This is a genomic window from Caballeronia sp. LZ001 (assembly GCF_031450875.1).
GTDB lineage: Bacteria > Pseudomonadota > Gammaproteobacteria > Burkholderiales > Burkholderiaceae > Caballeronia.
Genome location: NZ_JARTVX010000004.1, coordinates 4508054 through 4534739, shown reverse-complemented (window position 1 = coordinate 4534739; position 26686 = coordinate 4508054). Strand labels below are relative to the sequence as shown.

Genomic DNA, 26686 nt, shown 5'->3' with positions numbered 1-26686 from the left:
ATTTGCGCGCAATGCATGCATCGCTGGCATTCATCGCGCGCGGCTTTGCGTCTTCAGTCAGCTTGCGGCCAGTTCCAGCCGACGCAAAACGGCTTCGCGGCCGAAGAGCGCAAGCACGGCGTCGAGGGACGGCGTGTGCGTCGTGCCTGCAACCAGCAAGCGAACCGGCATCGCGAGTTGCGGCATCTTGAGCTTGTGCGCGGCAAGCGTAGCCTTCACGGCCGCGGCGATCGCTTCCTTGCTCCACTCCGCTTCGGCGAGCGCCGCGCGCAAATCGGCGATGGCCGGCCGCACTGCATCGGTGACGTGCTGCTTGCGCGCTTCGGGATCGATCGTGGGCTCGCGATAGAACATCACGGCGTTATCGGCGATTTCCTTCACCGTCGATGCGCGGTCCTTCAAAAGCCCGATCGCCAGCTCCAGCGGCGCGCCGTTCTCGATCGCGCTCGCTTCGATACCCGCCTCGCGCAAGAACGGCCGCGTGAGTTCCGCGAGGCGACCGTTGTCCGCTTCCTTGATGTAATGCGCATTGAGCCAGTTGAGCTTGTCGTGGTCGTATTGCGCCGGCGACTTGCCCAGATGCTCTAGGTCGAACCATTCGACGAACTGTTCGCGCGAGAAGATTTCCGCATCGCCATGCGACCAGCCGAGGCGTGCGAGATAGTTCACGACCGCCTCGGGCAGATACCCGTTGTCGCGATAACCGGTCACGGCCATGGCGCCATGACGCTTGCTCATCTTCTCGCCCTGCTCGTTCAGCACCGTCGGCAAATGCGCGTAAACCGGCACTTCACCGCCGAGCGCGCGCAGGATGTTGATCTGACGCGGCGTGTTGTTCACGTGATCGTCGCCGCGAATGACGTGCGTGATCTGCATGTCGAGGTCGTCGACGACCACGCAGAAGTTGTAGGTCGGCGTACCGTCGGGACGCGCGATGACGAGATCGTCGAGTTCTTCGTTCGAGATCTCGACCGTGCCCTTCACGGCGTCGTCCCACGCGACCACGCCCGTCAGCGGATTGCGAAAGCGCACCACCGGCTCCACGCCTTCGGGAACCGGCGGCAACTCCTTGTCCGGCTCGGGACGCCACGTGCCGTCGTAACGCGGCTTTTCGCCCGCAGCGCGCTGACGCTCGCGCAGGGCATCGAGCTCCTCGGTCGACATATAGCAGTGATACGCGAGCCCCTTCTCCAGCATCTGCGCGACCACTTCGCGATAACGCTCCATGCGCTGCATCTGATAGAACGGACCTTCGTCGAAATCGAGGCCGAGCCAGGCCATGCCTTCGAGAATCGCATCGACCGAGGCTTCGGTGGAGCGCTCGACATCGGTGTCCTCGATGCGCAGCACGAAGGTGCCCTTCATCTTGCGCGCGAACGCCCAGGGATAGAGCGCGGAGCGGATGTTGCCGAGATGGATGAAACCGGTCGGGCTCGGTGCGAAGCGGGTACGGACTTGGGTGGTCATTGCGGTTTTACTCGATGGATGGCGTCTGTCTCGCTCGAAGCCGATGCGCGCTCTACGCGCCTCAAAGCAGACGAGAAGTGTCCAATGACGGCTGATTCGGAAGCGTTCGTGCGGCTGGATCACGCGGCCGGCGCTTCGTCAAAGTGAACCGGAATTATACTCGCGGCCTGCTTTGTGCCGGTCCGTGCGCCTTTGTTTTATGATGTCCGCGCCTTTTTGCCGATACCGGCCAAGGCACGTTCAAAGCAGCAAGGCGCGCCCGGAGTTCAACTTGAAGCCATCGTCATCCCGTCTTTCGCTTTCGCGCCGCGCGTTTTCGCTCGCGGCGCTGTCATCCGTCGTGACCGCGTGCACGACCGCCACGGGCGGCAACGCCACGTCGACCACGACCACGAGCACGCCGCCGCCCAAAACGGATATCCAGCGGCAAGCGCCCGTTCGCATCGGGCTTGCGCTCGGTGGCGGCGCGGCGCGCGGCTTCGCGCATATCGGCGTGATCAAGGCGCTCGAAGCGCGCAACGTGCCGGTCGATCTCGTGGCGGGCACGAGCGCGGGCTCGGTCATCGCGGCACTGTATGCGTCGGGCATGAACGGCATCGCCATCAACAAGCTCGCGCTCACCATGGACGAAGCCTCGATCAGCGACTGGGCCATGCCTTTTCGCACGCGCGGCATCTTGCAAGGCGTGGCGCTGCAGAACTACCTCAACAAGACGCTCGACAATCGTCCGATCGAGAAGATGGCGAAGCCGCTTGGCATCGTCGCGACCGACCTTCGGAATGGTCAGCCGATCCTCTTTCAGCGCGGCAACACGGGCATCGCGGTGCGCGCGTCGTGCAGCGTGCCGTCGATCTTCGAGCCGGTGAAGATCGGCGACCACGAATATGTCGATGGCGGGCTGGTGAGTCCCGTACCCGCCGCATTCGCGCACAAGATGGGCGCGGACTTCGTGATCGCCGTGGATATTTCGGCGCGTCCCGAAAGCGGCCTCACGCAAAGCTCGTTCGACGTGCTCATGCAGACCTTCACGATCATGGGCCAGACCATCAAGGCTTATGAACTCGACAAGTACGCGGACGCGGTCATCCGGCCGAATCTCAATGCCATGAGCAGCAGCGACTTCAGCCAGCGCAACGCATCGATTTTGGCGGGCGAGGAAGCGGTCGCGAAGATGTGGCCAGCGTTGCAGCGGCAGCTCGTCGAACGCGGCGTGCGCGTTTGAGAAGTCTTCTGCCTGGGTAATGCAGCGCGGAGCATGAGCGCGCCGGCGCTCGGATACCACGGCGGTTCCTGTGCTCGGGTGCGCGGCGAGCGTTTGAAACCCAACGCGAAGAATCGATCGAGCGACACACTGTCGCCCAACGACGTCACGGCGACTTGGGTGCTCGAATGCGCGGCAAACCCCAAGCAAAAGAGGCCACGCTCGCCGAGCCGTGGCCTCTTTCGTTCGCGCTGCGGAAGACCGCGACTACCTCAGCGACTTCACCTTGTCTGCAGTGATCTCGGCAGGCTGTCCGCCCCACGTTGCGCGAAGATAATTCGCCAGTTCGGCGATCTGCTCGTCGCTATACGTGCCCGCGAATCCAGGCATGTCCTGCATGGCCTCGCCGTGCGGGAACGGCTGCGCCTTTATGCCATCGAGCATCGACACGATCAGGTTGCGCGGATCGGCCAGACGCAAGGTCGAGTTGCCGTTCATCGCTACCGTGACGTGCGGCTTGCCCTCGCCCTCGTGCCCGTGACAACCCGCGCAAGAATCCAGATAGAGCGAGCGGCCCGCAGCGAGCCGCGTGGCGTCGCCCGACTGAATGGCGGCGAGCGGCGCGGCTGCCTGCGGCTTGTCGCCGAGCAGATACGTGGCGAGCGCGCGCAGATCGTTGGAATCCAGATGCTGCGTGCTCAGATAGATCACGGGATGCATCTCGCCATAAGCCGAGCCTTGCCGCGCGACGCCCGTCGCGAAGAAAGTCTGCAGATCGGCGGCATTCCAGCCACGCGCGGCAAGCGCTTGCGGCGTGATGTCGGGCGCGCCGACACGGCCGAGGGCTTCGCCTTGCAGCGTTTTCGCATCCTGCAACTGGCCGAAGGCACCACGCGGCGTGTGGCACTCGGCGCAATGGCCGAGCGCGTTGGCCAGATAGCGCCCGCGCGTCCAGTCCGCCGATTGTCCCTGCGACGCATCCGGCAAGGTGTCGTTCAAGAACAGCATGTCCCAGAAACGCACGGCGAAGCGCACGTTGTAGGGAAACGAGAGGACCGGCTTGACACTCGGCACGGCTGCCGGCTTTTGCGCCATCAGATACGCGTAAAGGGCGTCACTGTCCTCGCGCGTGATCTGTCGATACGACGTATAAGGCATCGCCGGATACAGCTTGCCATTCGGCGACTTGCCTTCATGCAGCACGGCGTAGAAGTCGTCGGCGCTATAAGAGCCGATGCCGTACTTCGTATCGGGCGTGATGTTGGTGCCGTAGAACGTGCCGAACTGCGATTGCAGCTTCACGCCGCCCGCGAACGGCGCGCCGCCGTTCGCCGTGTGGCATGCGGCGCAATCCGCCGCATGCGCGAGATAGCGTCCACGCGCGATCTGCTCGGGCGAGCTCGCGATGTGAACGGGCGCGTCCCGACGGTCGCCGCACGCGCTCAACGCGAAAGCGGCAAGCGCGAGTGGAATCAGCCGCACGACGCAGCGCGACACGAAGCGAGTTACATTCAGTCTCGTCATGCTGTGTCCTTCACCAGGCCGGGCGTCGTGAGCACCAGTTCCTTCACGGCTTCGTAGTAGCGCACGTAACCTGTGCAACGGCAGATGTGGCTGTCGAGCGCCGACATGATGGTCGCTTCGATCTGATCCTTCGCGATGGGATCGCGCTTCAGGTTGTCGAGCAGGACCATCGTCGCGTTGACGAAACCCGGCGTGCAATAGCCGCACTGGAAGCTGAAATGTTCCAGGAACTTCTGCTGCACGGGCGCCAGTTCGACGACTTCGCCCTGCTCGTTGCGCTTCGCGTGTCCCTCGACGGTCCGCACGTTCTTGCCGTCGAAGAAATGCGCGCCGTTGATGCACGAACGCACTTCCTCGCTCGTGCCATCGGCCCGGTCGACGATCACGACGCACGCGTGGCAGATGCCCTGCCCGCAGCCGAGACGCGAACCGGTCAGGCCGAGATACTCGTGCAGGAAATCGATCATCGGCAAGCCGGATGGCACCTGCATCGGGCCGACCTTATTGCCGTTGATCGTCATGGAGAGCGAGCGCGATTCGACGCCCGCGGCGGATGGGATGGCCGTCATGCGAGCACCTCCTGAATGTTTTGCGGGCTCACCGGCAGATCGGTGAATCGATGTCCGATCGCATGCGCGATCGCGTTGACGATGGCTCCGACCACCGGAATCATCACCACTTCGGCGATGCCTTTAGGCGGATCGGTTTCGGAAAGCGGCGGCAACACTTCGCTGGTTTGCTTCCAGACGGCGACATCGCTTGCGAGCGGCAAGTGATAGCGGTTGAAGTTCCACGTGCCGTTGCCGGGACCGTCTTCGTAAAGCGGCAGATACTCGTGCAGCGCGTGGCCGATGCCCATCGCGAGGCCGCCTTGCAACTGCCCGGAGACGAGTTGCGGCGCGATCTGATTGCCGCATTCCATGATCGAATGATGCGAGAGCAGATCGACCTTGCCGCTGGCCGAGTCGATAGCAAGTTCGACGAGCGTGCCGACCGCGCTGTAATACGTGACCGCGGCGTTGTTGCGCTGCACGGGCGGGATGAACACGCGTTTGCGATCGAGCACGGTATAGCCGTTGGCCGTGGCCTTGCCGCGTTGCTTGCCGTTGGCGGCATCGGCGCTGCCGAAGCGCACCGAGAGTCCGTCGAGCGGTACCTGATCGACGGTGCCCGCGATATCGAACTGCGCCTCGCTCCACTGCCAGCGATTGAAGGTATGCACCGCAGCGCCCGTGACGAGCCCGAGTTCATGCGCCTTCTTCGCGAGCACGTCGAAGGCAAGCGGCTCCATGCCGTCGGCCGCCAGCTTGCCGTCGACCCAGCGCGCATCTTCCACACGCACGACGTACGAGGTCGCCTGACCGCCGCCGATACCCTGCCCCCAGAGCGCGAGCGCGGCGGGCCAGATGCCGTGACGGAACACGACGCGCGCCGCTTCATGCGTGGCGTGCGTGAAGTAGAAGGCGGAATTCGTCGCGCTGGCCGGCGACATGTACGCGGGCGACCAGCGCGGATTCGCGCTCAAGCGATCCTGCTCGGCTTGCGACATGATGTACGGATCGCCGCTCGTCACGACCGGCAGATCCGTCCAGTCGATGATCGCCATATGCACCTCGACGGCGGGCTTGCCGAGCCACTTCGCGACCGCGAGGGCCTGCGAGGTCGACGTGCCGGTGCCGATCTCCGCGCCCGAGTGACTCAACGCGATGCGCCCGTCGGCCGTGAACTCCACTTTCGCGAAGGCGCTTTCCGCGCCCGTACCGAAGTCCTTCTGCGTACACGCGAAGCCGATGCCATAGCGCATTCCCGGATGCGCCGCCTCGAAATCGCTCTTGCGCCGCATGCGTTCGGTCCACAGCGGCAGTTCCTTCGCGCGACGCAGCACTTCCTCGGCGCGCAACGCGCCGGCGGGAATGGCGCCTTGCGTGTTCTTCATGCCGGTGCGGAACACGTTCTTCAGGCGAAAATCGATCGGGTCGATATCGAGCTTCTGCGCGATCTCGTCGATCATCATCTCGGTCGCGGCCATGCTTTGCAGCGTGCCGTAACCGCGCGCCGAACCGGCATCGACCGCGCGCGAGGCAATCGCGATCGCGGTCAGATCGCTCTGCGGAATGTAGTAGATCGACTGCGCCGCGGTCGCGCCGACCATCGCGACCGATGGCGAGAAGTTGCAGCGTCCGCCACCGTTCGCTTCGAAGTCGCCCTTGAAGGCTTGAATGAGGCCGGTGTTCTTGTCGATCGCCATGCGATAGCGCATGTCGAACGCGTGACGCTTGAGCGAGCTCTGGAACTGTTCGAAGCGGTCGAAAGCCAGGCGCACGGGACGGCCCTCGCCATACATGGCCGCGACGAGACCGTAGAACGGCACGTTGAAGTGATCCTTCGAACCGTAGCCCACCGTGTAGCACGGATGCAGGAACAGGTTCTTCACTGGAAAATGCGACTTGGCCGCCATCTCAACAGCGCTTTCCGCGACTTCGTGCGGACCTTGCGTCGGGACGACCATGTGCAGCGACTGAGTCGCCGCGTCGTACCAGCAATTCGCGTTGTCGGGCTCGAGCGCGGCCGTATCGACCGATTGCGTCTTGTATTCGCGATCCACGACGAGCCAGTCCGCCGGCGGATGATCGAGCTGGTCGGCAATACTTTGCGCGTGGAACATGCCCTGCTCGTCGAGCTTGCCGTGTTCATGAGCGTCGGCCCAGACGGGCGCGCGCTTCTTCATCATGTGCGGAAAGAGCGGCGTGTTCTTCAGGCTCGAAAACGTGTCTTCGTCGAAAGGCGTCTTGCCGCCGACGCGCACGAAGCGAAACGACGCCCACGGATCGCGCTCGAGCGGACCCGTCGTTGCGCCGTAACGGATCACGCCATCGCGGAACTGGAGCTTTTCCTTCGCGAAACGGAAGCGCGCGAAGTCGTGATAAATCAGCATCGCAACGGCCTGGCCGAGATACGCGGGCGTCTTCCCGGCCGGCAGGAACATGTCGTCGCCATAGAACGCGGGGAAGGCGAGCTTGTCGCGCGCGAGATCTTCCGCGGTGACTACGCGATCGGGCTTCAGCGCATCGCCGAGCACCGACAGATCGAAGCCTTCGTACAGACAGTCGGCCCGCGTCACGCGCAGGATCAGCGCGTGCGATTGTTGCTGCGGCCAATGCGGCATGTCGGCCGCGCGGATGTCGCGCGCGAAGACCTTCGCGCCCGTTACTTTTGCCATGCCGTCGATACGAAACTTTGCGCTTCCGTTCGTGGCATCCCATTGAACGGGCGTGAGTATCTTCTCTTCGAACAACGCGGCGAACGCACGGCTGCCTAAGGGCGCGACGAATACCGAAACGCCCGCGAGTGCAGCCGCTTTCAGAAAACCACGACGCGACAGGTCGAGTTTCCCCATGTACTTCTCCTCAAGTGATCGCCACAGGCCGTCCAGCATGGAGACGGCCACACGCCGCCTTCACGCGGGCATGTAAAATTTGTTTGCAATACGAAACGTCGCTGGGCGATGAATCGAATCCGGCATTGACTGACAGAAGGCAGTGGGCGCGATTTTAAGTGCGGGAAAGACCGTCAACAACGCGCACAACGTCAAGTTCTGTCAAGATTAAAGCGGCAAGGGAATGAGGAAAATCAATATGGTGAAATGCCGCGCGCTCAAAATAAAACGGCGACCTCTTTCGAGAGTCGCCGTCTTTTAGACGATACCAACGCGATCAATAATCCGCGTCTTCGATCCACGCAGCCTGAATGGCTTCGAGAATCTTTTCATTGGAGCTCTGCGGATCGTCGTCGAAACCAACCAGCTCCGTCACCCAGCGATGCAAGTCCGTGAAACGCACATACTGGGGATCGATATCTTGATGCGCATCGGTCAAGGCCATTGCGATCTCTTGAGTATCTGTCCACTTCATGAGCGAGCCTCCGTCAGTGATTTTCTTTGGCGTGGTTAATGGTGTAGCGCGGGATCTCGACCACCAGATCCTCGTCGGCCGGCACCATTGCCTGACATGATAACCGCGATGTCGGTTCGAGGCCCCACGCCTTGTCGAGGAGATCGTCCTCGTCTTCCTCCGACGGTTCGAGCGCGTTGAAGCCCTCGCGGATGATGACGTGGCAGGTCGTGCACGCGCACGACTTCTCGCAGGCGTGCTCGATCTCGATACCGTGTTCCAGCAGATTGTCGCAGATGCTCTTGCCGATATCGGCGTCGATGACCGCGCCGTCCGGGCAAAGCTCCACGTGAGGAAGCACAACGATTTGAGGCATGGACTTAAGTTTTCCGTGAATTTCCGAATGGATCAGACATCGTCGAGCTTGCGGCCGGCGAGTGCGCGGCGAATGCTCTTGTTCATGCGGCGCGCGGCGAATTCGTCGGTTGCAACGGAAAGCGCCTTGGTCGCGTCTTCGATACGTTGCGCCGAATCGCCCTTCGCGATGGTCGCGAGTTCTTCCGCCAGCGTTTCGATCTGCGCGCGTTCGCTCTCGTCGAGCAACTCGGCGTCTGCCGCGAGCGCCGCGTGCGTGGCTTCGACCAGCCGTTCTGCATCGACCTGTGCCTCGCGCAGCGCGCGAGCCTGCATGTCGGTCTCGGCGGTCTTGAAACTTTCCTCGAGCATGCGCGCGACGTCGTCATCGGCGAGACCGTAGGACGGCTTTACCACCACCGACGCTTCCACGCCCGAAATCTGCTCGCGCGCGAAAACGGACAGCAAGCCGTCGGCATCGACCTGATACGTCACGCGGATGCGCGCGGCGCCCGCCGCCATCGGCGGAATGCCACGCAATTCGAAACGCGCGAGCGAGCGGCAGTCGGACACGAGTTCGCGTTCGCCCTGGACCACGTGGATCGCCATTGCGGTCTGGCCGTCCTTGAACGTGGTGAAGTCTTGCGCGCGCGCGGTCGGGATCGTCGAATTGCGCGGAATAATCTTTTCGGTGAGACCGCCCATGGTTTCGACGCCGAGCGACAGCGGAATCACGTCGAGCAAGAGCCAGTCGTCGCCTTCGCCGCGACGGTTGCCGGCGAGCAGATCGGCCTGAATCGCGGCGCCGAGCGCCACGACCTGATCCGGGTCGAGATTGACGAGCGGCGGCTGGCCGAAATACGTCTGCACCGCGCGGCGGATCACCGGCATGCGCGTCGCGCCGCCGACCAGCACCACGCCCTTGATCTCGGCGGGCGCGACCTTGGCATCGCGCAGCGCCTTTCTCGTGGGTCCGAGCGTGCGCGCGACGAGCGCTTCGGTGAGCGTGTCGAACTGCGCTTCGGTCACGGCGACATCGATCACGCGGCCGTCCGAAAGCGTGGCCTGGACGCGCGTTTCATCGGCCGACGAAAGCGCTTCCTTCGCGACTCGCACATGGTCCAGCAAGAGCCGCACGTCTTCGGGCGAAGTGACTTCGACGCCCGCCTGCGCAATCACATGCCGATACAGCACGTGGTCGAAATCGTCGCCGCCGAGCGCGGAATCGCCGCCGGCCGCGAGTACTTCGAAGACACCCTTGGTGAGCTTGAGAATGGACAGATCGAAGGTACCGCCGCCGAGATCGTAGACCGCGTACAGACCTTCCGATGCGTTGTCGAGACCGTAAGCGATGGCCGCCGCGGTCGGTTCGTTCAGCAGTCGAAGCACGTTGAGTCCGGCGAGCTTCGCGGCGTCCTTGGTGGCCTGGCGCTGGGCCTCATCGAAATAAGCGGGCACGGTGATGACCGCGCCGACCAGATCTTCGCCAAGCGAATCTTCCGCGCGATAACGCAGCGTGGCGAGAATCTCGGCCGACACCTCGACCGGGCTCTTCACGCCGTCGATCGTACGAATCTGCACCATGCCGGGCGCGTCGATGAAATCGTACGGCGCGTTCTCCGCGCCCTCCACCTCACTCTTGCCTCGGCCCATGAAGCGCTTGACGGACACGATCGTATTGCGCGGATCGATGGCCGCTTCTTCCTTCGCGACGCGGCCGATGCGCCGTCCGCCCTTCTCCAGATAGCGCACCACCGACGGCAGCAGCACATGGCCGTCCTCGTCGGGAAGCGCTTCGGGCACGCTGTTGCGCACGGCCGCCACGAGCGAGTTCGTCGTGCCGAGATCGATGCCGACCGCCACGCGCCGCTGATGCGGTGCGGGCGCCATGCCGGGTTCTGAGATTTGCAGTAAAGCCATCGTTGATCTTATGGGGTTGTGTGCGGCGCCTGAGGCTCTTGTACGTCAGGCGGTTTCGAGCCGCTCGATCTGCGTGCCGATTTCATGCGCCACGCGTTCGATGAACATCAGTTGCCGCACCGCCTCGCTTGCCGCCTGATCCGACTTGCTGTCGATCAGCGCTTCGAGCTTGGTGAAGCGCACGCGTTCTTCATCGCGCAATTCGTCGAGCAAGGATTCGAGCGCGCCGATATTCTTCGCGCCGGCCGCATCCTCGATATTCTCGCGCCATTCCATTTGCTGCATGAGGAACGCGGGTTCCATCGCCGTATTGTTTTCCGCGCCGACATCGATACCGCGCAGCGACAGCATGTAGCGCGCGCGCTTCAACGGATCGCGCAGCGTTTGGTAAGCCTCGTTGGCGCGCGTCGCCCATTGCATCGCGATACGGCGTTGCGCGTCGCCCGCCGAGGCGAAGCGGTCCGGATGCACTTGCGCCTGCACGGTGCGATATGCGTCGTCGAGCGCTTGGTGATCGACCGCGAAGACCGGCGGCAAGTCGAAGAGATCGAAGTGACTGTCGTTGAGCGATGCCATTGAGGATTACCGGTTACTCGGAAGATGTCTCGAAGGATGCAGCAAAGTCGAAGCGCGAATGAAAAAGGCGGCACGCGCCGCCTCTTTTGCCGATACCGTCGGCGTCATGCCCGGTTATACGCGGAACGACTCGCCGCAGCCGCACTCGTCCTTCGCGTTCGGGTTGTTGAAGCGAAAGCCTTCGTTCAGCCCTTCACGCGCGAAATCCAGTTCGGTGCCGTCGAGATAGGCGAGGCTTTTCGGATCGATCACGACCTTCACGCCCGCCGACTCGAACACCATGTCTTCCGGTGCGAGTTCATCGACATATTCGAGCTTGTACGCGAGACCCGAACAGCCCGTCGTACGCACGCCCAGGCGCAGGCCGACGCCCTTGCCGCGTCGCGCCAGATACTTATGCACGTGCTGTGCTGCCTTCTCCGTCAACGTGATTGCCATAGTCTTTGCGTCGCGCTCTTTACTTGCTGCGTTACTTCGAAATCCGAGGCGCCGATCTTGCCGGCGCCATTCCAGGGTCGTTGCCTACGCCACCTTCTTGCCGCATTCAGGCCGCGTGTTGCTTGGCTTCCGTCTGCTCGGCCTGGGGAGCCGCCACGCCGTGACGTTCCTTGTAGTCGGCGACCGCTGCCTTGATTGCGTCTTCGGCGAGAATCGAGCAGTGAATCTTCACGGGCGGCAGTGCGAGTTCCTCGGCGATCTGCGTGTTCTTGATCGTCAGCGCCTGATCCAGCGTCTTGCCCTTCACCCATTCGGTCACGAGCGAGCTCGACGCGATGGCCGAGCCGCAGCCGTACGTCTTGAACTTCGCGTCTTCGATCACGCCGTCCGCGCCCACGCGGATCTGCAGTTTCATCACGTCGCCGCAAGCCGGTGCGCCGACCATGCCGGTGCCGACCGTGTCGTCGTCCTTCGAGAAGGAGCCGACGTTGCGCGGGTTTTCGTAGTGGTCCAGAACCTTGTCGCTATAAGCCATGATTCGAATTCTCCGGTGATCTATCTCCGCGAGAGGCGGAGCAACATTCTTTCGACCGGCACGCGGCCAGTCGCCAAACCATTCGTGATGCGCTCAGTGCGCCGCCCACTGGATGCTCGAGATATCGATGCCATCCTTGTGCATTTCCCACAGCGGCGACAGGTCGCGCAGCTTTGCAATCTTGTTCTTCAGCAGGTTGATGACGTAATCGACGTCCTGCTCGGTCGTAAAGCGGCCGACCGTGAAGCGGATCGAGCTATGCGCCAGCTCGTCGTTGCGGCCGAGCGCACGCAGCACATACGACGGTTCCAGCGACGCCGACGTGCACGCCGAACCCGACGACACCGCGACATCCTTGACCGCCATGATGAGCGATTCGCCTTCGACGAAATTGAAGCTGATGTTGAGGTTGTGCGGCACGCGGCGTTCCATGTCGCCGTTCACGTACACCTCTTCCATGTCTTGCAGGCCCTTGAGCAGACGGTCGCGCAACATGCGGATACGTTCGTTCTCGGTGGCCATTTCCTCGCGCGCGATACGGAAAGCCTCGCCCATGCCGACGATCTGATGCGTTGCGAGCGTGCCCGAACGCATGCCGCGCTCGTGACCGCCGCCGTGCATCTGCGCCTCGATACGCACGCGCGGCTTGCGACGCACGTACAGCGCGCCGATGCCCTTCGGCCCATACGTCTTGTGCGCCGAGAACGACATCAGATCGACCTTCAGCTTCTGCAGATCGATCGCGATCTTGCCGGTGGCTTGCGCTGCATCGACGTGAAAAATGATGCCCTTTTCACGCGTGATCTCGCCGATCGCCTCGATGTCCTGAATCACGCCGATCTCGTTGTTCACGCTCATCACCGATACGAGGATCGTGTCGGGACGAATGGCGGCCTTGAACTTGTCCAGGTCGATGAGACCGTCGTCCTTGACATCCAGATACGTGACTTCGAAGCCTTCTCGCTCGAGATCGCGCGTGGTGTCGAGCACGGCCTTGTGCTCGGTTTTCACCGTGATGATGTGCTTGCCCTTGCTCTTGTAGAAGTGCGCGGCGCCCTTGATCGCGAGGTTGTCCGACTCCGTCGCGCCCGACGTCCAGATGATTTCGCGCGGATCGGCATTGACGAGCGCCGCGACGTTTTCGCGCGCTTCCTCGACCGCCCGCTCCGCGTCCCAGCCGTACTGATGGCTGCGCGAAGCCGGATTGCCGAACTGCTCGCGAAGATACGGAATCATCTTGTCCACCACGCGCGGATCGACGGGGGTCGTCGCGCTGTAATCCATATAAATGGGCAGGTGGGGAATGTCGTTATTCATCTGTCGCTCCGGGAAAATCGTTCAATACACGTGGCCGGGATGCTCGTACTCGCGCTTCATGAGACGCGCCGCGCGGCTTCAACCAGCCAGGTTGAAAATGGAATTCGGCCCCTTGGGCACCACACGCGCGGCTTCGACGCCCGCCGGTTCGGCGCGGCGGTCGCGCAACACCGACGACGAACCTTCGCGAGCGCGCTGCTGATCGACCAGATCTTTCAGCGAGACGGAATCGAGATACTCGACCATCTTCTGATTGAGCGTCGCCCACAGTTCGTGCGTCATGCAGTGGCCGTCGTGCTGCTTTGTGCCTTCGCACGTGCCCTTGCCGCCGCATTGCGTGGCGTCGATCGGTTCATCGACCGCGATGATGATGTCGGCCACCGTGACGTTCTCGGCGCGGCGCGCGAGGTTGTACCCGCCGCCCGGCCCGCGTACGGACTCGACGATCTCGTGGCGACGCAGCTTGCCGAACAACTGTTCGAGATAGGAAAGCGAGATGCGCTGGCGCTGGCTGATGCCTGCCAACGTCACCGGGCCCTGCTCCTGGCGCAATGCCAGGTCGATCATCGCCGTGACGGCGAAACGGCCTTTCGTGGTGAGTCTCATAATTGGGGGCTACCGCTAATACTCGATGATTTCTGTCAAGTATAAATATCCCACAGTTTTAGTCAAGTATCCGAGACCAGATAAGTAGCTGTTTAATTCTATTTCTTGCCGCGCGCAAGGCCGCCGCGTCGTGCCCATTTCAACTGACGAGTTGTGTCCGCAAGGCCGCCAATAGCCCCTCACAAGCGTCTTCGCATTGATCGAGCACGCGCTCGAAACCGTCGTCACCGCCGAAATAGGGGTCGATGACCACGCGGCTGTCGTCACGCGTCGCGAACTCCATCAACAGGCGAATCTTGTCGCGATGCTCCGGCGGACAGACCGCCGTAAGCGCCGCGACGTTCTTGTCGTCCATCACGATCAACAGGTCGAAGCGAGCGAAGTCTTCGGCCGTGATCTGCCTCCCCCGCAACGGTGAGAGGTCGTAGCCGCGCTTCTTTGCGGCACGTTGAGCGCGCTCGTCGGGCGGATGTCCGATATGCCAGTCGCCCGTTCCCGCCGAGTCGATAATGATCCGTTCCGAAAGCTTCGCCTCCTCGACGAGATCGCGCATCACCGCTTCGGCGCTGGGCGACCGGCAGATGTTGCCGAGACAGACGAAGCAAACGGCGATGGAATTCATCTCAAGGCTGGATAGAAGGTTATCGGCTGCCACCATCGGCAACGCGTGTTCGATAGGCCCGAATTATACAAAGGGTCACAAAAACGCGCGCGCACGAGTCACTCAAGCAAATCCGCCGAGCACGATCAGCTCCCGTCGCGATGAATGTCATGCGTGATGAAGCCGGAGTCGCCGTTCGGCATTTTCAGCCAGTCGCGATGCGCGAGCGTGCGGCGAATGTCGTCGAGCCCGCTACTCCAATGCTCGCGCATGGTCGAAAGGCCGAATTGATAGTCCTTGTAATGCCCTTCGTATTCCTTGTGGCGGTAAATCAGGTGGATCACGTTGTAGCGCTTCGAGCACGCGAGTTCGGCCGCGCGCCGGCACCATTCGTCGTTGTTGCGCAGTTCCTCGGGCACGAGATCCAGCACATGCTGCAATACGTTGCGATACCGCTGTGAGCGCTGCATCTGATCCGTCACGAGACGCGTGCGGCTGGAATATTGAACGTCCTTCACGCGACCCATGACGTCGACGATGCTGTCCGGCACCGGCCCGCGCGCGCTCCAGAGATCGACCTGAAATGCGAGTGTGTCGCGACGCGGCGTGGCCTGCGCAATCTCGTAGAGCGGCGTGTTGGACATGAGGCCGCCGTCCCAGTAGAACTGGCCGTCGACCTCGACTGCCGCAAAGCCCGGCGGCAGAGCGCCCGACGCGATGAAATGCTCGGCGCGCAGCTTGATCTTCGTATTGTCGAAGTAAGCGAAGTTACCGGTTGCCACGTTGACCGCACCGACCGACACGCGCTTTTCGCCCGAGTTGATGCGATCGAAGTCGCACAGGCCTTCCAGCGTGGCCCGAAGCGGCGTCGTGTCGTAATAACTTGCGGTCTGCGGCGAGCCCGGCCGCGAGCGGCGAAGGGGGCGGAAAGCGCGGCACGAAAAAACCCTTTTGCCCTTCCACGATCGCGCCGAACGCCTGCCACGCGGTGAACGCCTTGCGAATCTCGTCGGGCGATTCGAACAGCGCATGCTCGATGAACGCCGGCAATGGAAACCCAAATGCCGGCTGACAAATGGTTTCCCAGAACTGGAGCAGACGCGGCACGCGATCCTTAGGCGCATTGCCCGCGATGATCGCCGTATTCAGCGCGCCGATGGAGATGCCGGCGATCCAGTTCGGCTCGATGCCCGCTTCGTAGAGCCCTTGATAGACGCCCGCCTGATACGCGCCGAGCGCACCGCCGCCCTGCAGCATGAGCGCGATGGTCTCGTAAGGCGGCAAGTCGATGCGCTTGTCGCCTTCGTTCTGAGTCTCCGGTTGCAGCGCTTCGCTGTCGTCGATTTCCGCCATGCCGATGCCTCCGCTTTCTCGCGTGCGTGTCTTTCGCTTATTGCATGAACCAGCCGTGGCTCACCACGAACGATTGCCCCGTGAGCGCCGCTGTCTCGAACTCGGACAGGAACCGCACCATCTGCGCGACGTCTTCCACCGTGGTGAACACGCCGTCGACCGTGCCGCCCAGCATCACGCGCTTCACGACTTCTTCCTCGCTAATGCCGAGTTCCTTCGCTTGTTCGGGAATCTGCTTGTCGACGAGCGGCGTGCGCACGAAGCCCGGACACACCACGTGCGAGCGCACGTTATGCTTTGCGCCTTCCTTTGCCAGGACGCGCGCAAGCCCGAGCAAACCATGCTTGGCGGTCACATAAGCGGACTTGAGCGGCGACGCTTCATGCGAATGCACCGAGCCCATGTAGATGACGACGCCGCCGCGATCGTCCTTGTACATGTGCTTCAACGCGGCTTTGGTCGTGAGGAAGGCGCCATCGACGTGAATGGCCATCATCTTCTTCCAGTCCGAGTAGGCGTAATTTTCGATGGGATTGACGATCTGAATGCCCGCGTTCGACACGAGGATATCCACCGATCCAAAATCCGCCGCGACCCGGTCGATACCCTGATTGACCGCGTTCTCGTCCGTCACGTCCATCGCGATGCCGATAGCCTTGCCGCCCTTTTCGCGAATCTCGGCGGCGACGGTATCCGCGCCTGACTGATTTAGGTCCGCGATAGCGACTGCCGCGCCCGCTTGTGCAAGCGTGATTGCGATTGCGCGGCCAATGCCGCTCGCCGCGCCCGTGACGACCGCGGTTTTACCATCGAGCTTGCCGTTCTGTGACATGCGAACCTCCTCTCTGACAGTTGAATGACAACATGCGACGCCATTGGCCGCAATATGGCCGTTCGGCATAGGACGAGTCACGCCGCGCATGAGAACACCTAGACCGTTCGGCCGACTAGTCATGGACGACCGGAAGCGGCTATTGTGCATGAACGGCGTGTCGCACTGCAGCGAATACGAAGCGACGCTCGGCTACAATGAGTGCCCTTCGCGCATGCCGGACGTGCCGCGCCGTTTGCCCTGAACTCGTTTTTTGTTGCCCTCCGCGGGCCTTTCGCCATGCTCAGTTACCGCCACGCCTTCCATGCGGGAAATCACGCCGACGTACTGAAGCACGCACTCGTCGTCCGGATGCTTCGCCATCTCGCCCAGAAAGACAAATCGTATTGGTATATCGACACGCATGCGGGCGCCGGCGTCTACTCGCTGACGGAGGGCTTCGCCGCGAAGAATGCCGAGTATGAAAACGGCATCGCGCGGCTGTGGGAGCGCACGGATTTGCCGCCGCTCATCGCCGATTATGTCGATGAAGTCACGGCCCTGAACGCCGATGGTGAATTGCGCTTCTATCCTGGCTCGCCGTATCTCGCGTGGCGGCTCATGCGCGAACAGGACCGCATGCGTTTGTACGAGTTGCACAGCACGGAAATCGACGTGCTGCGTCATAACTTCCGCGATGCAGGCCGCCGCGCGATGATCTACGAAGGCGATGGCTTCGACGGCATCAAGGCCATTTTGCCGCCGCCGCCGCGCCGCGCGCTCGTGCTGATCGACCCGTCATACGAAGACAAGCGCGACTATGCGCGCACGCTTGCTTGTCTTGAGGAATCGCTCAAGCGGTTCGCGACGGGCACTTACGCGGTGTGGTATCCGATCGTCGCGCGACCGGAGTCGCAACGCTTCGCGGAGCAATTGAAGGCCATTCAACCCAATGGCTGGCTGCATGCGGCATTGATCGTGAGGCAGCCGCCCGAAGACGGCTTCGGGCTATACGGCAGCGGCATGTTCATTTTGAATCCGCCCTATACGCTCGCCGCCGAACTCAAGCAGGCGCTGCCATATCTCGTCGATACGCTCGGCGAAGACAAGAACGCATCGTTCAAGCTGGAGCACCGCGCGGCCTGAACTTGCTCGACTCAGGGATAAGGCGTGCGGGAATTGCCGTGCCGCCTGCTGTTGGATTGCGCAGGCGCAGTCGCTTGCCCCGACGAATAGTCGATGTACGGAGAAACGACGATAGGCGGCTGGTCCTGCTGCGGCGGTCCGGGCAGCGTGGCCATGGGCACCATGCCGGGCCCGCCGAGCGGCCCCGTCTGAAGCACGGTCCCCGGCACGCCGCTGTGGATGCCCGTTTGCGTGTCCAGCACCAGCGGCTCGCCGCCCGGCGTGCCGAACGCCAGTGGCGCGATGACGCAAAGGCATGCGCCGAGTGCCGCGCGAACGCGTCGTGCCGTATTGCTTTGCGTGCTTCGGAAAGCCTTCGTCGCGTCGTGGATATGGCTGCGCATCGCTCGCTCTTTTATGTAGACGAAACCGCTTTACCTTACCCCGGTGGCAAGCTTTAGGCTAGGTGTTTTGCCTCACAACCGGCCCTTCTCAGGAGATACGATGCAATCGACCAGAACGCTGCTTGCCCTTCTCATCTCGCTTTGCAGCGCCACCGCCATGGCGCAGACGGCCGCGCCCGCTCACGACTCCATGCACGGCATGCATATGTCCGAAGCCACGCCGAACGCGGCGGGATCGTCATCGACAGCGGACTTTCAGGCCGCCGACAAGTCGATGATGTCGGGCATGGCCGACATACAGTACAGCGGCGACGCCGACCGCGATTTCGTCGCGCACATGATCCCGCATCACGAAGGCGCGGTGGAAATGGCGAAAGTCGAGCTGAAGTACGGCAAGGACGCGAAGCTGCGCAAGCTGGCGAAGGACATCGTTGCGGCACAGGAAAAGGAAATCCGCTTCATGAAGCAGTGGCTCGCGGCGCATCCGCAAACGAAGTAAGCGGAACAAGCAGCGCGCCAAAAACGACAAAGCCCCGCGTTGCGGGGCTTTTTGCATGGCCGTGGCGCCCTGTGCGGCGCTACTGCGCCTTAAGCGTTGTAGCCGTTCGATTCGAGCGAGCGGATGCGCATTTCGAGCTGAACGATATCCGCTGATTGCGCCAGATACTCTTCACGGCGACGTTGTTCGGCGGTTTCAAACCAGATGCTGAGTTTTTCAAGCAGGACTGCAAACATGATGTTTCTCCAAGGATTTCGACGATCCCTGGCATTTCGGGTCAGGGATTACCCGTATAAGGGATAACCCGGATTATAGCGCTTGAATCTCAAAAAGTGTAGCTATATGCATGAACACTGTGCATTTCGTCACGCAGTGGTGCGTCTTTTTTGTCTTACTCAACCGACTGATTTCAAGCAGCTTTTTCTACAGCGTCCGTGAGCGAAAGCACACTGTTGGTGCATTACTCCGCAAGCTGATCCAAAATGGGGCAATCAGGACGCTCGTCGCCATGACAGTGGTTCGCAAGATGAACGAGCGTATCGCGCATGCTCGTCAGTTCATCGATCCGACGGTCCAGTTCGGCGACGTGCTCAGTTGCAATCGCCTTCACTTCGGCGCTTGCACGCGAGCGGTCTTGCCATAGCGCCAGTAATTTGCGTATGTCTTCCACCAGGAAACCAAGCCGGCGCGCCTGCCGGACGAACCGCAATGCATGAACCTCCTGCGCTCCATACACGCGATAACCCGACGACGTTCGTCCCACCGGATTGAGCAAGCCGACGCTCTCGTAGTAGCGGATCATCTTCGCCGTCACGCCCGAGGCCTTAGCCGCTTCACCTATGTTCATTTCTCGCTCCGCATAAAATCTTGAAATCGACTCTACACCTTCCCATCATGGCAAGGTATACGATGTTGTCATCGATCCAATTTTCAAGCGAGGAAACCGGAATGACCGAGTTCGAAGTTCAGGGCATGAGTTGCCAGCATTGCGTCGCCGCCGTGACGCGCTCGATTCATGAAATCGATCCGCAAGCGCAAGTGCGCGTCGATCTCGAACATGGCCGCGTGACAGTCGAGTCATCGCAGACGAATGAGGCGTTGATCGACGCAATCGACGACGCCGGCTACACCGTCAAAGGCGCCGCGTCCGCATGAGTGCCAGCGAACGCTTTACCGTTGCGCTCATCGGCGCGTCGGGTTTGCTGGGGCGCGCGGTCGGCGCCGAGCTGAAAAACGCGGTCGAGGCGCATGACTGGCGCGTCGTGCGCACGACGCATCGGCATGGCGATGCGGGCAGCGTGTCGCTCGATATTCGCGATCACGACGCCGTGCGCGCCTTTCTGCGGAGCGAGAAGCCGAATGCCGTCGTGGTCGCCGCGGCCGAGCGCCGTCCGGATGTGTGCGAGAACGATCCCGCTCTCGCCCGCGCGCTCAACGTCGATGCCTTGCAGACAATCGCGACCGAAGCCCGCGCGCTCGGCGCCTGGGTATTGTCGATCTCGACTGACTACGTGTTCGACGGCACCTCGCCGCCCTACTTTCCCGACGACGCGCCTGCGCCGCTCAACGCCTACGGCCATAGCAAGCTGGACGGCGAGCGCGCGCTACTCGCGTGCGATCCGGCTTCATGCGTGCTGCGGCTGCCGTTGCTCTACGGTCCGGTTGTCGACTGGAGTGAATCGGCGGTGACGAGCCTCACGCCCGCCATCGTCCGATCGGCCGATGCCGCGAACGCGCCCGCGCCAATGGACGCCTGGGCGACCCGCTATCCGACCTACACGCCCGATGTCGCCGTGGTAATCCGCGGCATGCTCGAACAGCACGCGCAAGGCGAGACGATCTCGGGCATCGCGCAATGGTCCGGCGACGAGCCGATGACCAAGTTCGATATCGCCGAGCGCATCGCGCGAGTACTGCAACTCGACGCGAAGCTCGTCGCGCAAACCACGCCCATGGACGCGACACCGCGCCCGCGCGACTGTCATCTCGATTCGGGGCGGCTCGAAGCGCTCGGCATTGGACGGCGCACGCCTTTCGATACCGCGATCGCGCATCTGCTCGCTCGATATCCCGAGCAAGCTCAGTGAAAGTCGCGGCTCGGCGCGGCGAGCCCGGCCAAGCAGCGCGCTATGGTCTTCGAGCCGCTGCGCCACCAGATGCCGCACATCGCCTTCTTTTTGCCAGACGCCTTGCACGCCGAGCAGCGACGCGCCCAGCAACACCTTGCGCTGTTTCTCGACGAGCCCCGGCCAGACGATCACGTTGATCGAGCCGGTTTCGTCCTCGAGCGACAGGAAGATCGTGCCGTTCGCCGTGCCCGGCCGCTGCCGCACCGTGACGATGCCGCACGCCCGCACGAAGCGGCCGTTGCGAGTCTCGCCGAGTTCAGCGGCGCTTTTGAAACGCTGGCGCGCGAGCCGCTCGCGCAGCAAGGCGAGCGGATGACGATTGAGCGTGAGCCCGAGACTCGCGTAGTCGTCGACGATCTCGCGGCCTTCCGATGCTTCCGGCAACGCGAGCGGCGCTTCGGTCATCGGCGCATCGCGCAGCAATTCCGGCGCGCGCTGCTGCGCGCTCACCGCCCACCAAGCCTGACGCCGATGCCCCGCGATGCTTTGCAGCGCATTGCCCGCCGCGAGCGCTTCGAGTTCGCGACGCGACAGGGCCGCGCGACGCGTGAGATCGTCGACATCGACGAATGGTGCTTGAGCGCGCTCCGCCATGATCCGCTCGGCCGCCGCTTGTGAAAAACCCTTGATCAGTTGCAGCCCGATGCGCACGCCCGGACCGCCCGCGCCGTACGCCTGGGCATCGAGCCTGACGCGCTTTTTGAGCTTGCGCGCGCCGCGTCGCATGGTCTTGCGAAAAACCTGATCCGGGCAAGGTGTGCCGTAGAACTGCTGACGCCGCCGCTGCTTTTCGGCATCCTGCAAGACGCGCACGCCATCGCCGGGCGGCATTTCCAGCACCGATTCCCAGTCGCTCAGCGACACATCCGGCGCGAACACCTGCACGCCATGACGCCGCGCGTCCTGCACGAGCTGCGATGGCGAATAAAAGCCGAGCGGCTGGCTATTCAGCAAGCCGGCCAGAAACGCCGCCGGTTCGTAGCGCTTGATCCACGCGCTGACATAGACGAGCAGCGCGAAACTCGCCGAATGACTCTCGGGAAAACCGTATTCGCCGAAACCCTCGATCTGCTTGCACACGCGCGCCGCGAACTCTTCCTCGTAGCCGCGCGCGAGCATCTTCGTCATCAGATCGGCCTGATACTTTTCCAGATGACCGCCGCGTCGCCATGCGGCCATCGCGCGGCGTAGCTGATCGGCCTGTTCCGCGCTATAGCCTGCGGCGACCATCGCGAGCTTCATCACCTGTTCCTGGAAAATCGGCACGCCGAGTGTACGCTCGAGCACCGGCCGCAGTTCTTCCTTCGGATACTCCGCTTCCTCGAGCCCTTGCTTGCGGCGCAGATATGGATGCACCATGCCGCCCTGAATTGGACCGGGCCGCACGATCGCCACTTCGATCACGAGGTCGTAGTACTTGTTGGGCCGAAGACGCGGCAGCATGCTCTGCTGCGCGCGCGATTCGATCTGGAACACGCCGACCGTGTCCGCGCGGCAGCACATCTCGTAGACGGCCTTGTCCTCGCGACGCACATGCGTCATGCCGAAATCCGGCACGCCACGCCGCAGCGCGATGAATTCGAGCGCGCGCCGGATCGCGGAGAGCATGCCGAGCGCGAGCACATCGACCTTCAACAGCTTGAGCTGATCGATGTCGTCCTTGTCCCACTGAATCACGCAGCGATCCTTCATTGCGGCGTTTTCAATCGGCACGAGGCGCGACAAGCGTTCGCGCGCGATCACGAAACCGCCGACGTGCTGGGACAAGTGACGCGGAAAGCCGCGCAACTCGCGCGTAAGCCGGATCAGATGCTTCGTCACGTGCGAGTCTTCGTTGAAACCCGCTTCTTTCAGATAACCGGCCACCGCGGACGGACCATCCCACCACTGCTGCGACTTGCCGATCCGTTCGATGAGCGACGCATCCAGTCCCAGCGCCTTGCCGACATCCTTGAGCGCACTCCTCGTGTGATACGTGGTGAGCGACGCCGCGAGCGACGCGCGATGCCGCCCGTACTTCTGATAGATGTACTGGATGACTTCCTCGCGCCGCTGATGTTCGAAATCGACATCGATATCCGGCGGTTCGTTACGCGCGCGCGAAATGAAGCGCTCGACCAGCATGCTCATCTCGACCGGATTGATCTCCGTGATGTAGAGGCAATAACAGATGATCGAATTGGCCGCCGAGCCGCGCCCCTGACACAAGATTTTCCGGCTGCGCGCGAACGCGACGATGTCGTAGACCGTCAGAAAATACTTCTCGTACTTCAGGTCCGCGACGAGTTCCAGCTCCTTTTCGATCTGCCCGATGGTCTCCACGCTCAATCCGTTCGGCCAGCGTTTGAGCGCGCCCGCGATCACGTTTTTGCGCAGATAACTGCCTGGCGTTTCGCCGGGCGGCACGAGTTCCTCGGGATATTCGTAGCGCAATTCATCGAGCTCGAAGGTGCAGCGCTTCGCGACCTTCAAGGTCTCGGCAATCGCTTCTTTCGGATACAACGCGCCGATGCGCAAGCGTGTACGCAGATGCCGCTCCGCGTTCGCTTCGAGCGCGTAACCGCATTCGGCCAGCGGACGATTGAGGCGGATTGCCGTCAACGTGTCCTGCAAGGGCTTGCGCGAACGCGCGTGCATTAGCGCGCCGCTTGCCGCAACGAGAGGCAAACCGCTCGCCTTCGAAATCACGCGGCACGAAGCGAGACGTTCATCGTCGCTGCCGTCCTGCCACAACTCCAGCGCAAGCCACGCGCGGCCAGCGGCGAAACTTCCGAGCCAATGAGCGCGATCGAGCGTATCGGCAAGCGTGGCCGAGCGTTGCGGAACCAGAATCAAGAGACAGTGCGGCAGATGCTTCAGATGCGCGATATCGCCGCGTAAATCGGTGGCATCGAACGAGTCGGACGGAGTGGCGGCGGGATTCGTGAAATCCTCCGGACCGATCCGATACGTTCCCTTCGGCGAACGCGAGCGCGCAAGCGAAATCAGCTCCGACAAATTGCCGTATCCCTCGCGATTGGTCGCCAGCGCAATGAGCGTGCAAAACGGCTCGCCGTTGGCATCGGTGAGATGCAATTCACTGCCGATTATCAGCTTCAACGTTGCCTGCTTGGGCGATGGCTCGCCGGCCTTTCGCGCCGCGTCGGCTGCGGCTTGCGCCCGCGTCTCGATCTCCTTGATCGCGCCGTACGCGCGCACGACGCCTGCAAGCGAACATTCGTCCGTGATTGCTAGCGCGGTATAGCCGTGTTCGAGCGCGGCGGCCGCCAGTTCCTGCGGATGCGAAGCGCCGCGCAGGAACGAGAAGTTGCTCAGGCAATGCAGTTCCGCGTAGCCGGGCAAGAACGCCGAGGCGGACATCGCGCCGGAGAACTTGCCTTTGCCGTCGCCACCGCCCAGGCCGATGAGGTCGCTCAAATCTTCCATGGCGGCGTCATCCGAAAAAACCGTGGAGAAACCAGTCGCCCGTCAGACGCTCGCGATACACCCAGAACATGCGGCCGCGATCGTCGGAGGCGACGTAGTAATCGCGTTGAACGCCGTTGCCGTCCCACCAGCCCGCTTCGATACGCTCGGTCCGGCTGATGAGCTTCAACGCGCGACGATAGAACGGCCGCTCGTTGCGCAACATCAGCTTTTGCGGCGTTTCGAGAATCCACGATGGCCGCGGCTGCGAAGGCACGGCTTGGTCGGGAAGCTCGAACGATTCCGCGCTTTCTTCTTCCGTGTCGTCTGGCGTCGGCGCTTCGACGCCCTCTTTCGCGCGCGACTTTTTTCCGCGCTTGGGCTTGGCCTTACGTTCAGGCTGATACGTTTCGACCGTCACCGCCGCTTCCGGCCGATGATCCTCCCGCTCGCTCAATTGCACGACATTTTCCGCGCCGAGTCGCGCGCTCAGACGCTCCAGCAACTGCGCCATCGAGTCGGCATCGGAACCCGGCATGGGGAAAAGCGTATCGGCGGGCGGCTCGTGCTTGCTGACCTTGTCGGCCAAAAGCTTCATCTCGATCACCGGCGCGATCAAGGTTGCCTGATTCAGCTTTTCGCGCAGCAGCCAGAGAATGTGCTCGGCATCGCGCGTCGGCACAGCCCATGCAATCTTGAGCGTCGATGTCTTGGGTGCGTTGCGCGCCGCCAATTCATGTTCGAGCAAAAGCGAAAACTCGCTGACCGCCGAGTGATGCGCGCTCAACCAACCGGCGAGTTGCAACACGAGCCGGCGTGCCGCAAACAACAGCGCATCGGCGTTTTCGACGCGCGCCTGCAACTCGAGTTTTGCCTCGAACGATGCCGGCGAAGCGCAAAACGCTTCGCGTGGATCGGGCGCCTGCCCGTAAGCTTGCGCGAGCCATTGCAGAATGCCCTGCCCGAAACGCCGCGCCACGCCTTTGCGCGGCAAGCGACGCAAGTCGGCGAGCGTCACGCAACCAATCTGCTCGAACGCATTGCCATGCGATGCCGCCGACGGCACGAGAGACACCGGCAATGCATCGAGCGCGCGCACGAGTGTTGCCTCTTTCACAATACGAACGCGTTTCGCCACTCGTCGCGTGCGCGCGTGCGCAAAGAGCCACGCGCCCCACGCGGTCGGCGCACAGCCCATCCGGGACGTGAAGCCACAATCTTTCACCGTGGAGCGCACCTTTGCAAAGAGGCTGCGCAAGCCGCCGAAAAGCCGCATGCTCGCGCCGACTTCCAGCAACACGGTATTCGCATGTGCAAGCACGACCTTCGGCGTGAACGCGAGCAAGGACAACGCCACTGCTTCGAGCGCGCGCTGCTCTTCGCTGATATCGACGGCAAGCAAAGTGAGCCGCGGCGCGAGCGCGAACGCATGCGAGCGCGTGCTGCCCGGGCGCACGCCGAGGCGGAACGCGACGAGATCGGGCAGCAGAATGCGCGCGTGATCCGCGAGCGCAAAACATGGCTGACCGGAATCGTCCGCGTTCGCAACCGAATTGCCGACGGGCGCTTTACCGGGCGTCGAGTCCATTCCAGGCGAGGTCGAATTCGTCGAGATCGACGGCATCGATGGCGGCCTGACTGCTTCGAGCGATAAAAGCGGCAATGTCACCGCTATCCACAACATGATTGACCTCTCGTGCTCTCCTGGCTTGATCCGCGCGACGAATGTGCTCAGGCAATGCCGGCATTTGCAGCGGCAAACGCAACTGCAGCGGTTTTTCCAGCAACGGACCACGCCGCTTGATGATGTCGATTTCGAGCATGACCACCTGCATCCATTCGCGACGATTCATTGTCTGCGCGTGCGCAGGCAGCACCGGTTTGCAGACGATGCGCAATGGTGCCGCGGAGGATTGCTTCGCGGCATCGAGCGGGCGGAACAGAAACACCAGCGACTGCGATTCCTGAGCGGCCACTTGCAAACGACGCAGCGCATCGGGCCGCGCCTTGGGCAGCCAGATCAAGACCGCGCCGCTGCCATCCTGTTTGAGCGATTGCTCGGCCGCCCATAGCACCTGATCCTCGGGCGCTTTGACCCAGACCAGCTTGCCCGGCGCGATGTTCATCGACCGGAACGCTGCTGGATTGGGCATCCAGGGAGGCGCTACGAAGATGACGGTGCGGCCTCTTTTCGTCACCAACTCACGAAGCGAACGCGCGAGCAGCCTGACCTCGCCGACCCCGCATTCTTCGATAAGCAATTCAGTGACGGCGCCAGCCATCCAGCCGGTATTTGGCAAGACCAGATCGAGCGCCCGATAGCCACTCGAAACGACACCCGCGTCCGACACGCCGACCTGCTCGCCTTGCCAAAGCTGCTGCTGCAGGCGCGATGTCAGCCCGATATCGAGCAGTGAAAGTGCTGCACCCATGAGTCTTCCCCGTCCACCCGAATGCAAGAGCCTGCTCATGCCCAGAGCATTCGGCAACCCTTTTGTACTGTATATTTATACAGTATTTCGAGGCGACGA

24 protein-coding genes and 2 pseudogenes are annotated in these 26686 nt (G+C 62.3%); 5 read left to right on the top strand and 21 right to left on the bottom strand.

The window, feature by feature from the left end; translation table 11 throughout:
- Positions 1 to 57: 57 nt before the first annotated feature.
- Complete coding sequence (gene gltX, locus P9292_RS32250; RefSeq protein WP_309962999.1) at positions 58 to 1467, bottom strand: glutamate--tRNA ligase; 1410 nt, start codon at positions 1465 to 1467, stop codon at positions 58 to 60.
- 271 nt (positions 1468 to 1738) lie between these two features.
- Here gltX and P9292_RS32245 point away from each other — a divergent pair, with 271 nt between their 5' ends.
- Positions 1739 to 2689 carry a patatin-like phospholipase family protein gene (locus P9292_RS32245; RefSeq protein WP_250492496.1) on the top strand — a complete coding sequence of 317 codons (951 nt, stop codon included), beginning with the start codon at positions 1739 to 1741 and terminating at the stop codon, positions 2687 to 2689.
- Between the two features lie 246 nt (positions 2690 to 2935).
- Here the strand turns inward: P9292_RS32245 and P9292_RS32240 are convergent, their stop codons facing one another.
- The 14 genes and pseudogenes from P9292_RS32240 to P9292_RS32175 form a co-directional block, all read right to left on the bottom strand.
- Positions 2936 to 4192 carry a cytochrome c gene (locus P9292_RS32240; protein ID WP_309843364.1) on the bottom strand — a complete coding sequence of 419 codons (1257 nt, stop codon included), beginning with the start codon at positions 4190 to 4192 and terminating at the stop codon, positions 2936 to 2938.
- The gene (locus P9292_RS32235) at positions 4189 to 4809 is read right to left on the bottom strand and encodes a (2Fe-2S)-binding protein (protein WP_409015431.1); all 621 of its coding nucleotides are present in this window, start codon (positions 4807 to 4809) and stop codon (positions 4189 to 4191) included. Before P9292_RS32235 ends, P9292_RS32240 begins: the two co-directional genes overlap by 4 nt.
- Entirely contained in the window at positions 4758 to 7589 is a 2832-nt protein-coding gene (locus P9292_RS32230) for a xanthine dehydrogenase family protein molybdopterin-binding subunit (protein ID WP_250525943.1), read from the bottom strand. Before P9292_RS32230 ends, P9292_RS32235 begins: the two co-directional genes overlap by 52 nt.
- A 316-nt stretch (positions 7590 to 7905) precedes the next feature.
- A complete protein-coding gene (gene iscX, locus P9292_RS32225) occupies positions 7906 to 8103 on the bottom strand; it encodes a Fe-S cluster assembly protein IscX (RefSeq protein ID WP_244825420.1) in 198 nt (65 codons plus the stop codon).
- 13 nt (positions 8104 to 8116) lie between these two features.
- Positions 8117 to 8458, bottom strand: a complete 342-nt coding sequence (fdx, locus tag P9292_RS32220; RefSeq protein ID WP_244825421.1) for an ISC system 2Fe-2S type ferredoxin — start codon at positions 8456 to 8458, stop codon at positions 8117 to 8119.
- A 32-nt stretch (positions 8459 to 8490) separates the two neighbouring features.
- A complete protein-coding gene (gene hscA / locus P9292_RS32215; protein ID WP_250465083.1) occupies positions 8491 to 10356 on the bottom strand; it encodes a Fe-S protein assembly chaperone HscA in 1866 nt (621 codons plus the stop codon).
- A 45-nt stretch (positions 10357 to 10401) separates the two neighbouring features.
- Positions 10402 to 10932 carry a Fe-S protein assembly co-chaperone HscB gene (gene hscB / locus P9292_RS32210; protein WP_244825423.1) on the bottom strand — a complete coding sequence of 177 codons (531 nt, stop codon included), beginning with the start codon at positions 10930 to 10932 and terminating at the stop codon, positions 10402 to 10404.
- A gap of 114 nt (positions 10933 to 11046) precedes the next feature.
- On the bottom strand, positions 11047 to 11370 hold the full coding sequence (gene iscA, locus P9292_RS32205; protein ID WP_244825424.1) for an iron-sulfur cluster assembly protein IscA: 324 nt from the start codon (positions 11368 to 11370) through the stop codon (positions 11047 to 11049).
- Positions 11371 to 11476: 106 nt separating this feature from the next.
- A complete protein-coding gene (gene iscU, locus P9292_RS32200; RefSeq protein ID WP_244825425.1) occupies positions 11477 to 11905 on the bottom strand; it encodes a Fe-S cluster assembly scaffold IscU in 429 nt (142 codons plus the stop codon).
- Between the two features lie 93 nt (positions 11906 to 11998).
- Positions 11999 to 13222 (bottom strand): IscS subfamily cysteine desulfurase, encoded by a 1224-nt coding sequence (locus tag P9292_RS32195; protein ID WP_244825426.1) that lies wholly within the window; start codon positions 13220 to 13222, stop codon positions 11999 to 12001.
- Between the two features lie 78 nt (positions 13223 to 13300).
- Entirely contained in the window at positions 13301 to 13828 is a 528-nt protein-coding gene (iscR, locus tag P9292_RS32190) for a Fe-S cluster assembly transcriptional regulator IscR (protein WP_244825427.1), read from the bottom strand.
- A gap of 139 nt (positions 13829 to 13967) precedes the next feature.
- Positions 13968 to 14450 carry a low molecular weight protein-tyrosine-phosphatase gene (locus P9292_RS32185; protein ID WP_250465085.1) on the bottom strand — a complete coding sequence of 161 codons (483 nt, stop codon included), beginning with the start codon at positions 14448 to 14450 and terminating at the stop codon, positions 13968 to 13970.
- Positions 14451 to 14575: 125 nt separating this feature from the next.
- Positions 14576 to 15782 (bottom strand): annotated as a pseudogene (locus P9292_RS32180) (patatin-like phospholipase family protein).
- 37 nt (positions 15783 to 15819) lie between these two features.
- On the bottom strand, positions 15820 to 16614 hold the full coding sequence (locus tag P9292_RS32175; protein WP_309962992.1) for a 3-hydroxybutyrate dehydrogenase: 795 nt from the start codon (positions 16612 to 16614) through the stop codon (positions 15820 to 15822).
- 279 nt (positions 16615 to 16893) lie between these two features.
- Here P9292_RS32175 and P9292_RS32170 point away from each other — a divergent pair, with 279 nt between their 5' ends.
- Positions 16894 to 17739, top strand: a complete 846-nt coding sequence (locus P9292_RS32170) for a 23S rRNA (adenine(2030)-N(6))-methyltransferase RlmJ (protein ID WP_309962990.1) — start codon at positions 16894 to 16896, stop codon at positions 17737 to 17739.
- 11 nt (positions 17740 to 17750) lie between these two features.
- Here the strand turns inward: P9292_RS32170 and P9292_RS32165 are convergent, their stop codons facing one another.
- Positions 17751 to 18122, bottom strand: coding sequence for a hypothetical protein (locus P9292_RS32165; RefSeq protein ID WP_309962988.1), 372 nt, complete (start codon positions 18120 to 18122; stop codon positions 17751 to 17753).
- Positions 18123 to 18222: 100 nt separating this feature from the next.
- On the opposite strand from P9292_RS32165, the gene P9292_RS32160 reads away from it, so the two are divergent.
- Entirely contained in the window at positions 18223 to 18621 is a 399-nt protein-coding gene (locus P9292_RS32160; protein ID WP_309962986.1) for a DUF305 domain-containing protein, read from the top strand.
- Between the two features lie 89 nt (positions 18622 to 18710).
- Here P9292_RS32160 and P9292_RS32155 read toward each other — a convergent pair whose 3' ends face one another.
- Both P9292_RS32155 and cueR read right to left on the bottom strand, forming a co-directional pair.
- The gene (locus P9292_RS32155) at positions 18711 to 18857 is read right to left on the bottom strand and encodes a DUF3563 family protein (RefSeq protein WP_244825434.1); all 147 of its coding nucleotides are present in this window, start codon (positions 18855 to 18857) and stop codon (positions 18711 to 18713) included.
- Between the two features lie 224 nt (positions 18858 to 19081).
- A complete protein-coding gene (gene cueR / locus P9292_RS32150) occupies positions 19082 to 19468 on the bottom strand; it encodes a Cu(I)-responsive transcriptional regulator (RefSeq protein WP_309962985.1) in 387 nt (128 codons plus the stop codon).
- A gap of 101 nt (positions 19469 to 19569) precedes the next feature.
- On the opposite strand from cueR, the gene P9292_RS32145 reads away from it, so the two are divergent.
- Together P9292_RS32145 and P9292_RS32140 are read left to right on the top strand one after the other, a co-directional pair.
- Positions 19570 to 19776 (top strand): heavy-metal-associated domain-containing protein, encoded by a 207-nt coding sequence (locus P9292_RS32145; RefSeq protein ID WP_250465097.1) that lies wholly within the window; start codon positions 19570 to 19572, stop codon positions 19774 to 19776.
- Positions 19773 to 20708, top strand: coding sequence for an SDR family oxidoreductase (locus tag P9292_RS32140; protein ID WP_309962980.1), 936 nt, complete (start codon positions 19773 to 19775; stop codon positions 20706 to 20708). The genes P9292_RS32145 and P9292_RS32140 overlap by 4 nt, the downstream gene beginning before the upstream one ends.
- On the opposite strand, the pseudogene P9292_RS32135 reads toward P9292_RS32140, so the two are convergent.
- The 3 genes and pseudogenes from P9292_RS32135 to imuA form a co-directional block, all read right to left on the bottom strand.
- Positions 20702 to 24176: pseudogene (locus P9292_RS32135) on the bottom strand (error-prone DNA polymerase). The gene P9292_RS32140 and the pseudogene P9292_RS32135 sit on opposite strands and share 7 nt — an antisense overlap.
- A 7-nt stretch (positions 24177 to 24183) precedes the next feature.
- Complete coding sequence (locus tag P9292_RS32130) at positions 24184 to 25839, bottom strand: DNA polymerase Y family protein (RefSeq protein WP_309962978.1); 1656 nt, start codon at positions 25837 to 25839, stop codon at positions 24184 to 24186.
- Positions 25724 to 26587 (bottom strand): translesion DNA synthesis-associated protein ImuA, encoded by an 864-nt coding sequence (gene imuA, locus P9292_RS32125; protein WP_244825443.1) that lies wholly within the window; start codon positions 26585 to 26587, stop codon positions 25724 to 25726. The genes P9292_RS32130 and imuA overlap by 116 nt, the downstream gene beginning before the upstream one ends.
- Positions 26588 to 26686 lie beyond the last annotated feature (99 nt).

Excerpts from the sequence above, each read along its gene's own strand:
- P9292_RS32185 (WP_250465085.1), bottom strand. The coding sequence starts at position 14,450 with ATGAATTCCATCGCCGTTTGCTTCGTCTGTCTCGGCAACATCTGCCGG.
- P9292_RS32230 (WP_250525943.1), bottom strand. The coding sequence starts at position 7,589 with ATGGGGAAACTCGACCTGTCGCGTCGTGGTTTTCTGAAAGCGGCTGCA.
- P9292_RS32145 (WP_250465097.1), top strand. The coding sequence starts at position 19,570 with ATGACCGAGTTCGAAGTTCAGGGCATGAGTTGCCAGCATTGCGTCGCC.
- imuA (WP_244825443.1), bottom strand. The coding sequence starts at position 26,587 with ATGGGTGCAGCACTTTCACTGCTCGATATCGGGCTGACATCGCGCCTG.
- P9292_RS32175 (WP_309962992.1), bottom strand. The coding sequence starts at position 16,614 with ATGTCACAGAACGGCAAGCTCGATGGTAAAACCGCGGTCGTCACGGGC.
- P9292_RS32160 (WP_309962986.1), top strand. The coding sequence starts at position 18,223 with ATGCAATCGACCAGAACGCTGCTTGCCCTTCTCATCTCGCTTTGCAGC.
- hscA (WP_250465083.1), bottom strand. The coding sequence starts at position 10,356 with ATGGCTTTACTGCAAATCTCAGAACCCGGCATGGCGCCCGCACCGCAT.
- iscU (WP_244825425.1), bottom strand. The coding sequence starts at position 11,905 with ATGGCTTATAGCGACAAGGTTCTGGACCACTACGAAAACCCGCGCAAC.
- P9292_RS32195 (WP_244825426.1), bottom strand. The coding sequence starts at position 13,222 with ATGAATAACGACATTCCCCACCTGCCCATTTATATGGATTACAGCGCG.
- P9292_RS32165 (WP_309962988.1), bottom strand. The coding sequence starts at position 18,122 with ATGCGCAGCCATATCCACGACGCGACGAAGGCTTTCCGAAGCACGCAA.
- P9292_RS32240 (WP_309843364.1), bottom strand. The coding sequence starts at position 4,192 with ATGACGAGACTGAATGTAACTCGCTTCGTGTCGCGCTGCGTCGTGCGG.
- iscA (WP_244825424.1), bottom strand. The coding sequence starts at position 11,370 with ATGGCAATCACGTTGACGGAGAAGGCAGCACAGCACGTGCATAAGTAT.
- P9292_RS32170 (WP_309962990.1), top strand. The coding sequence starts at position 16,894 with ATGCTCAGTTACCGCCACGCCTTCCATGCGGGAAATCACGCCGACGTA.
- cueR (WP_309962985.1), bottom strand. The coding sequence starts at position 19,468 with ATGAACATAGGTGAAGCGGCTAAGGCCTCGGGCGTGACGGCGAAGATG.
- fdx (WP_244825421.1), bottom strand. The coding sequence starts at position 8,458 with ATGCCTCAAATCGTTGTGCTTCCTCACGTGGAGCTTTGCCCGGACGGC.
- hscB (WP_244825423.1), bottom strand. The coding sequence starts at position 10,932 with ATGGCATCGCTCAACGACAGTCACTTCGATCTCTTCGACTTGCCGCCG.
- gltX (WP_309962999.1), bottom strand. The coding sequence starts at position 1,467 with ATGACCACCCAAGTCCGTACCCGCTTCGCACCGAGCCCGACCGGTTTC.
- iscX (WP_244825420.1), bottom strand. The coding sequence starts at position 8,103 with ATGAAGTGGACAGATACTCAAGAGATCGCAATGGCCTTGACCGATGCG.
- P9292_RS32140 (WP_309962980.1), top strand. The coding sequence starts at position 19,773 with ATGAGTGCCAGCGAACGCTTTACCGTTGCGCTCATCGGCGCGTCGGGT.
- iscR (WP_244825427.1), bottom strand. The coding sequence starts at position 13,828 with ATGAGACTCACCACGAAAGGCCGTTTCGCCGTCACGGCGATGATCGAC.
- P9292_RS32155 (WP_244825434.1), bottom strand. The coding sequence starts at position 18,857 with ATGTTTGCAGTCCTGCTTGAAAAACTCAGCATCTGGTTTGAAACCGCC.
- P9292_RS32130 (WP_309962978.1), bottom strand. The coding sequence starts at position 25,839 with ATGTTGTGGATAGCGGTGACATTGCCGCTTTTATCGCTCGAAGCAGTC.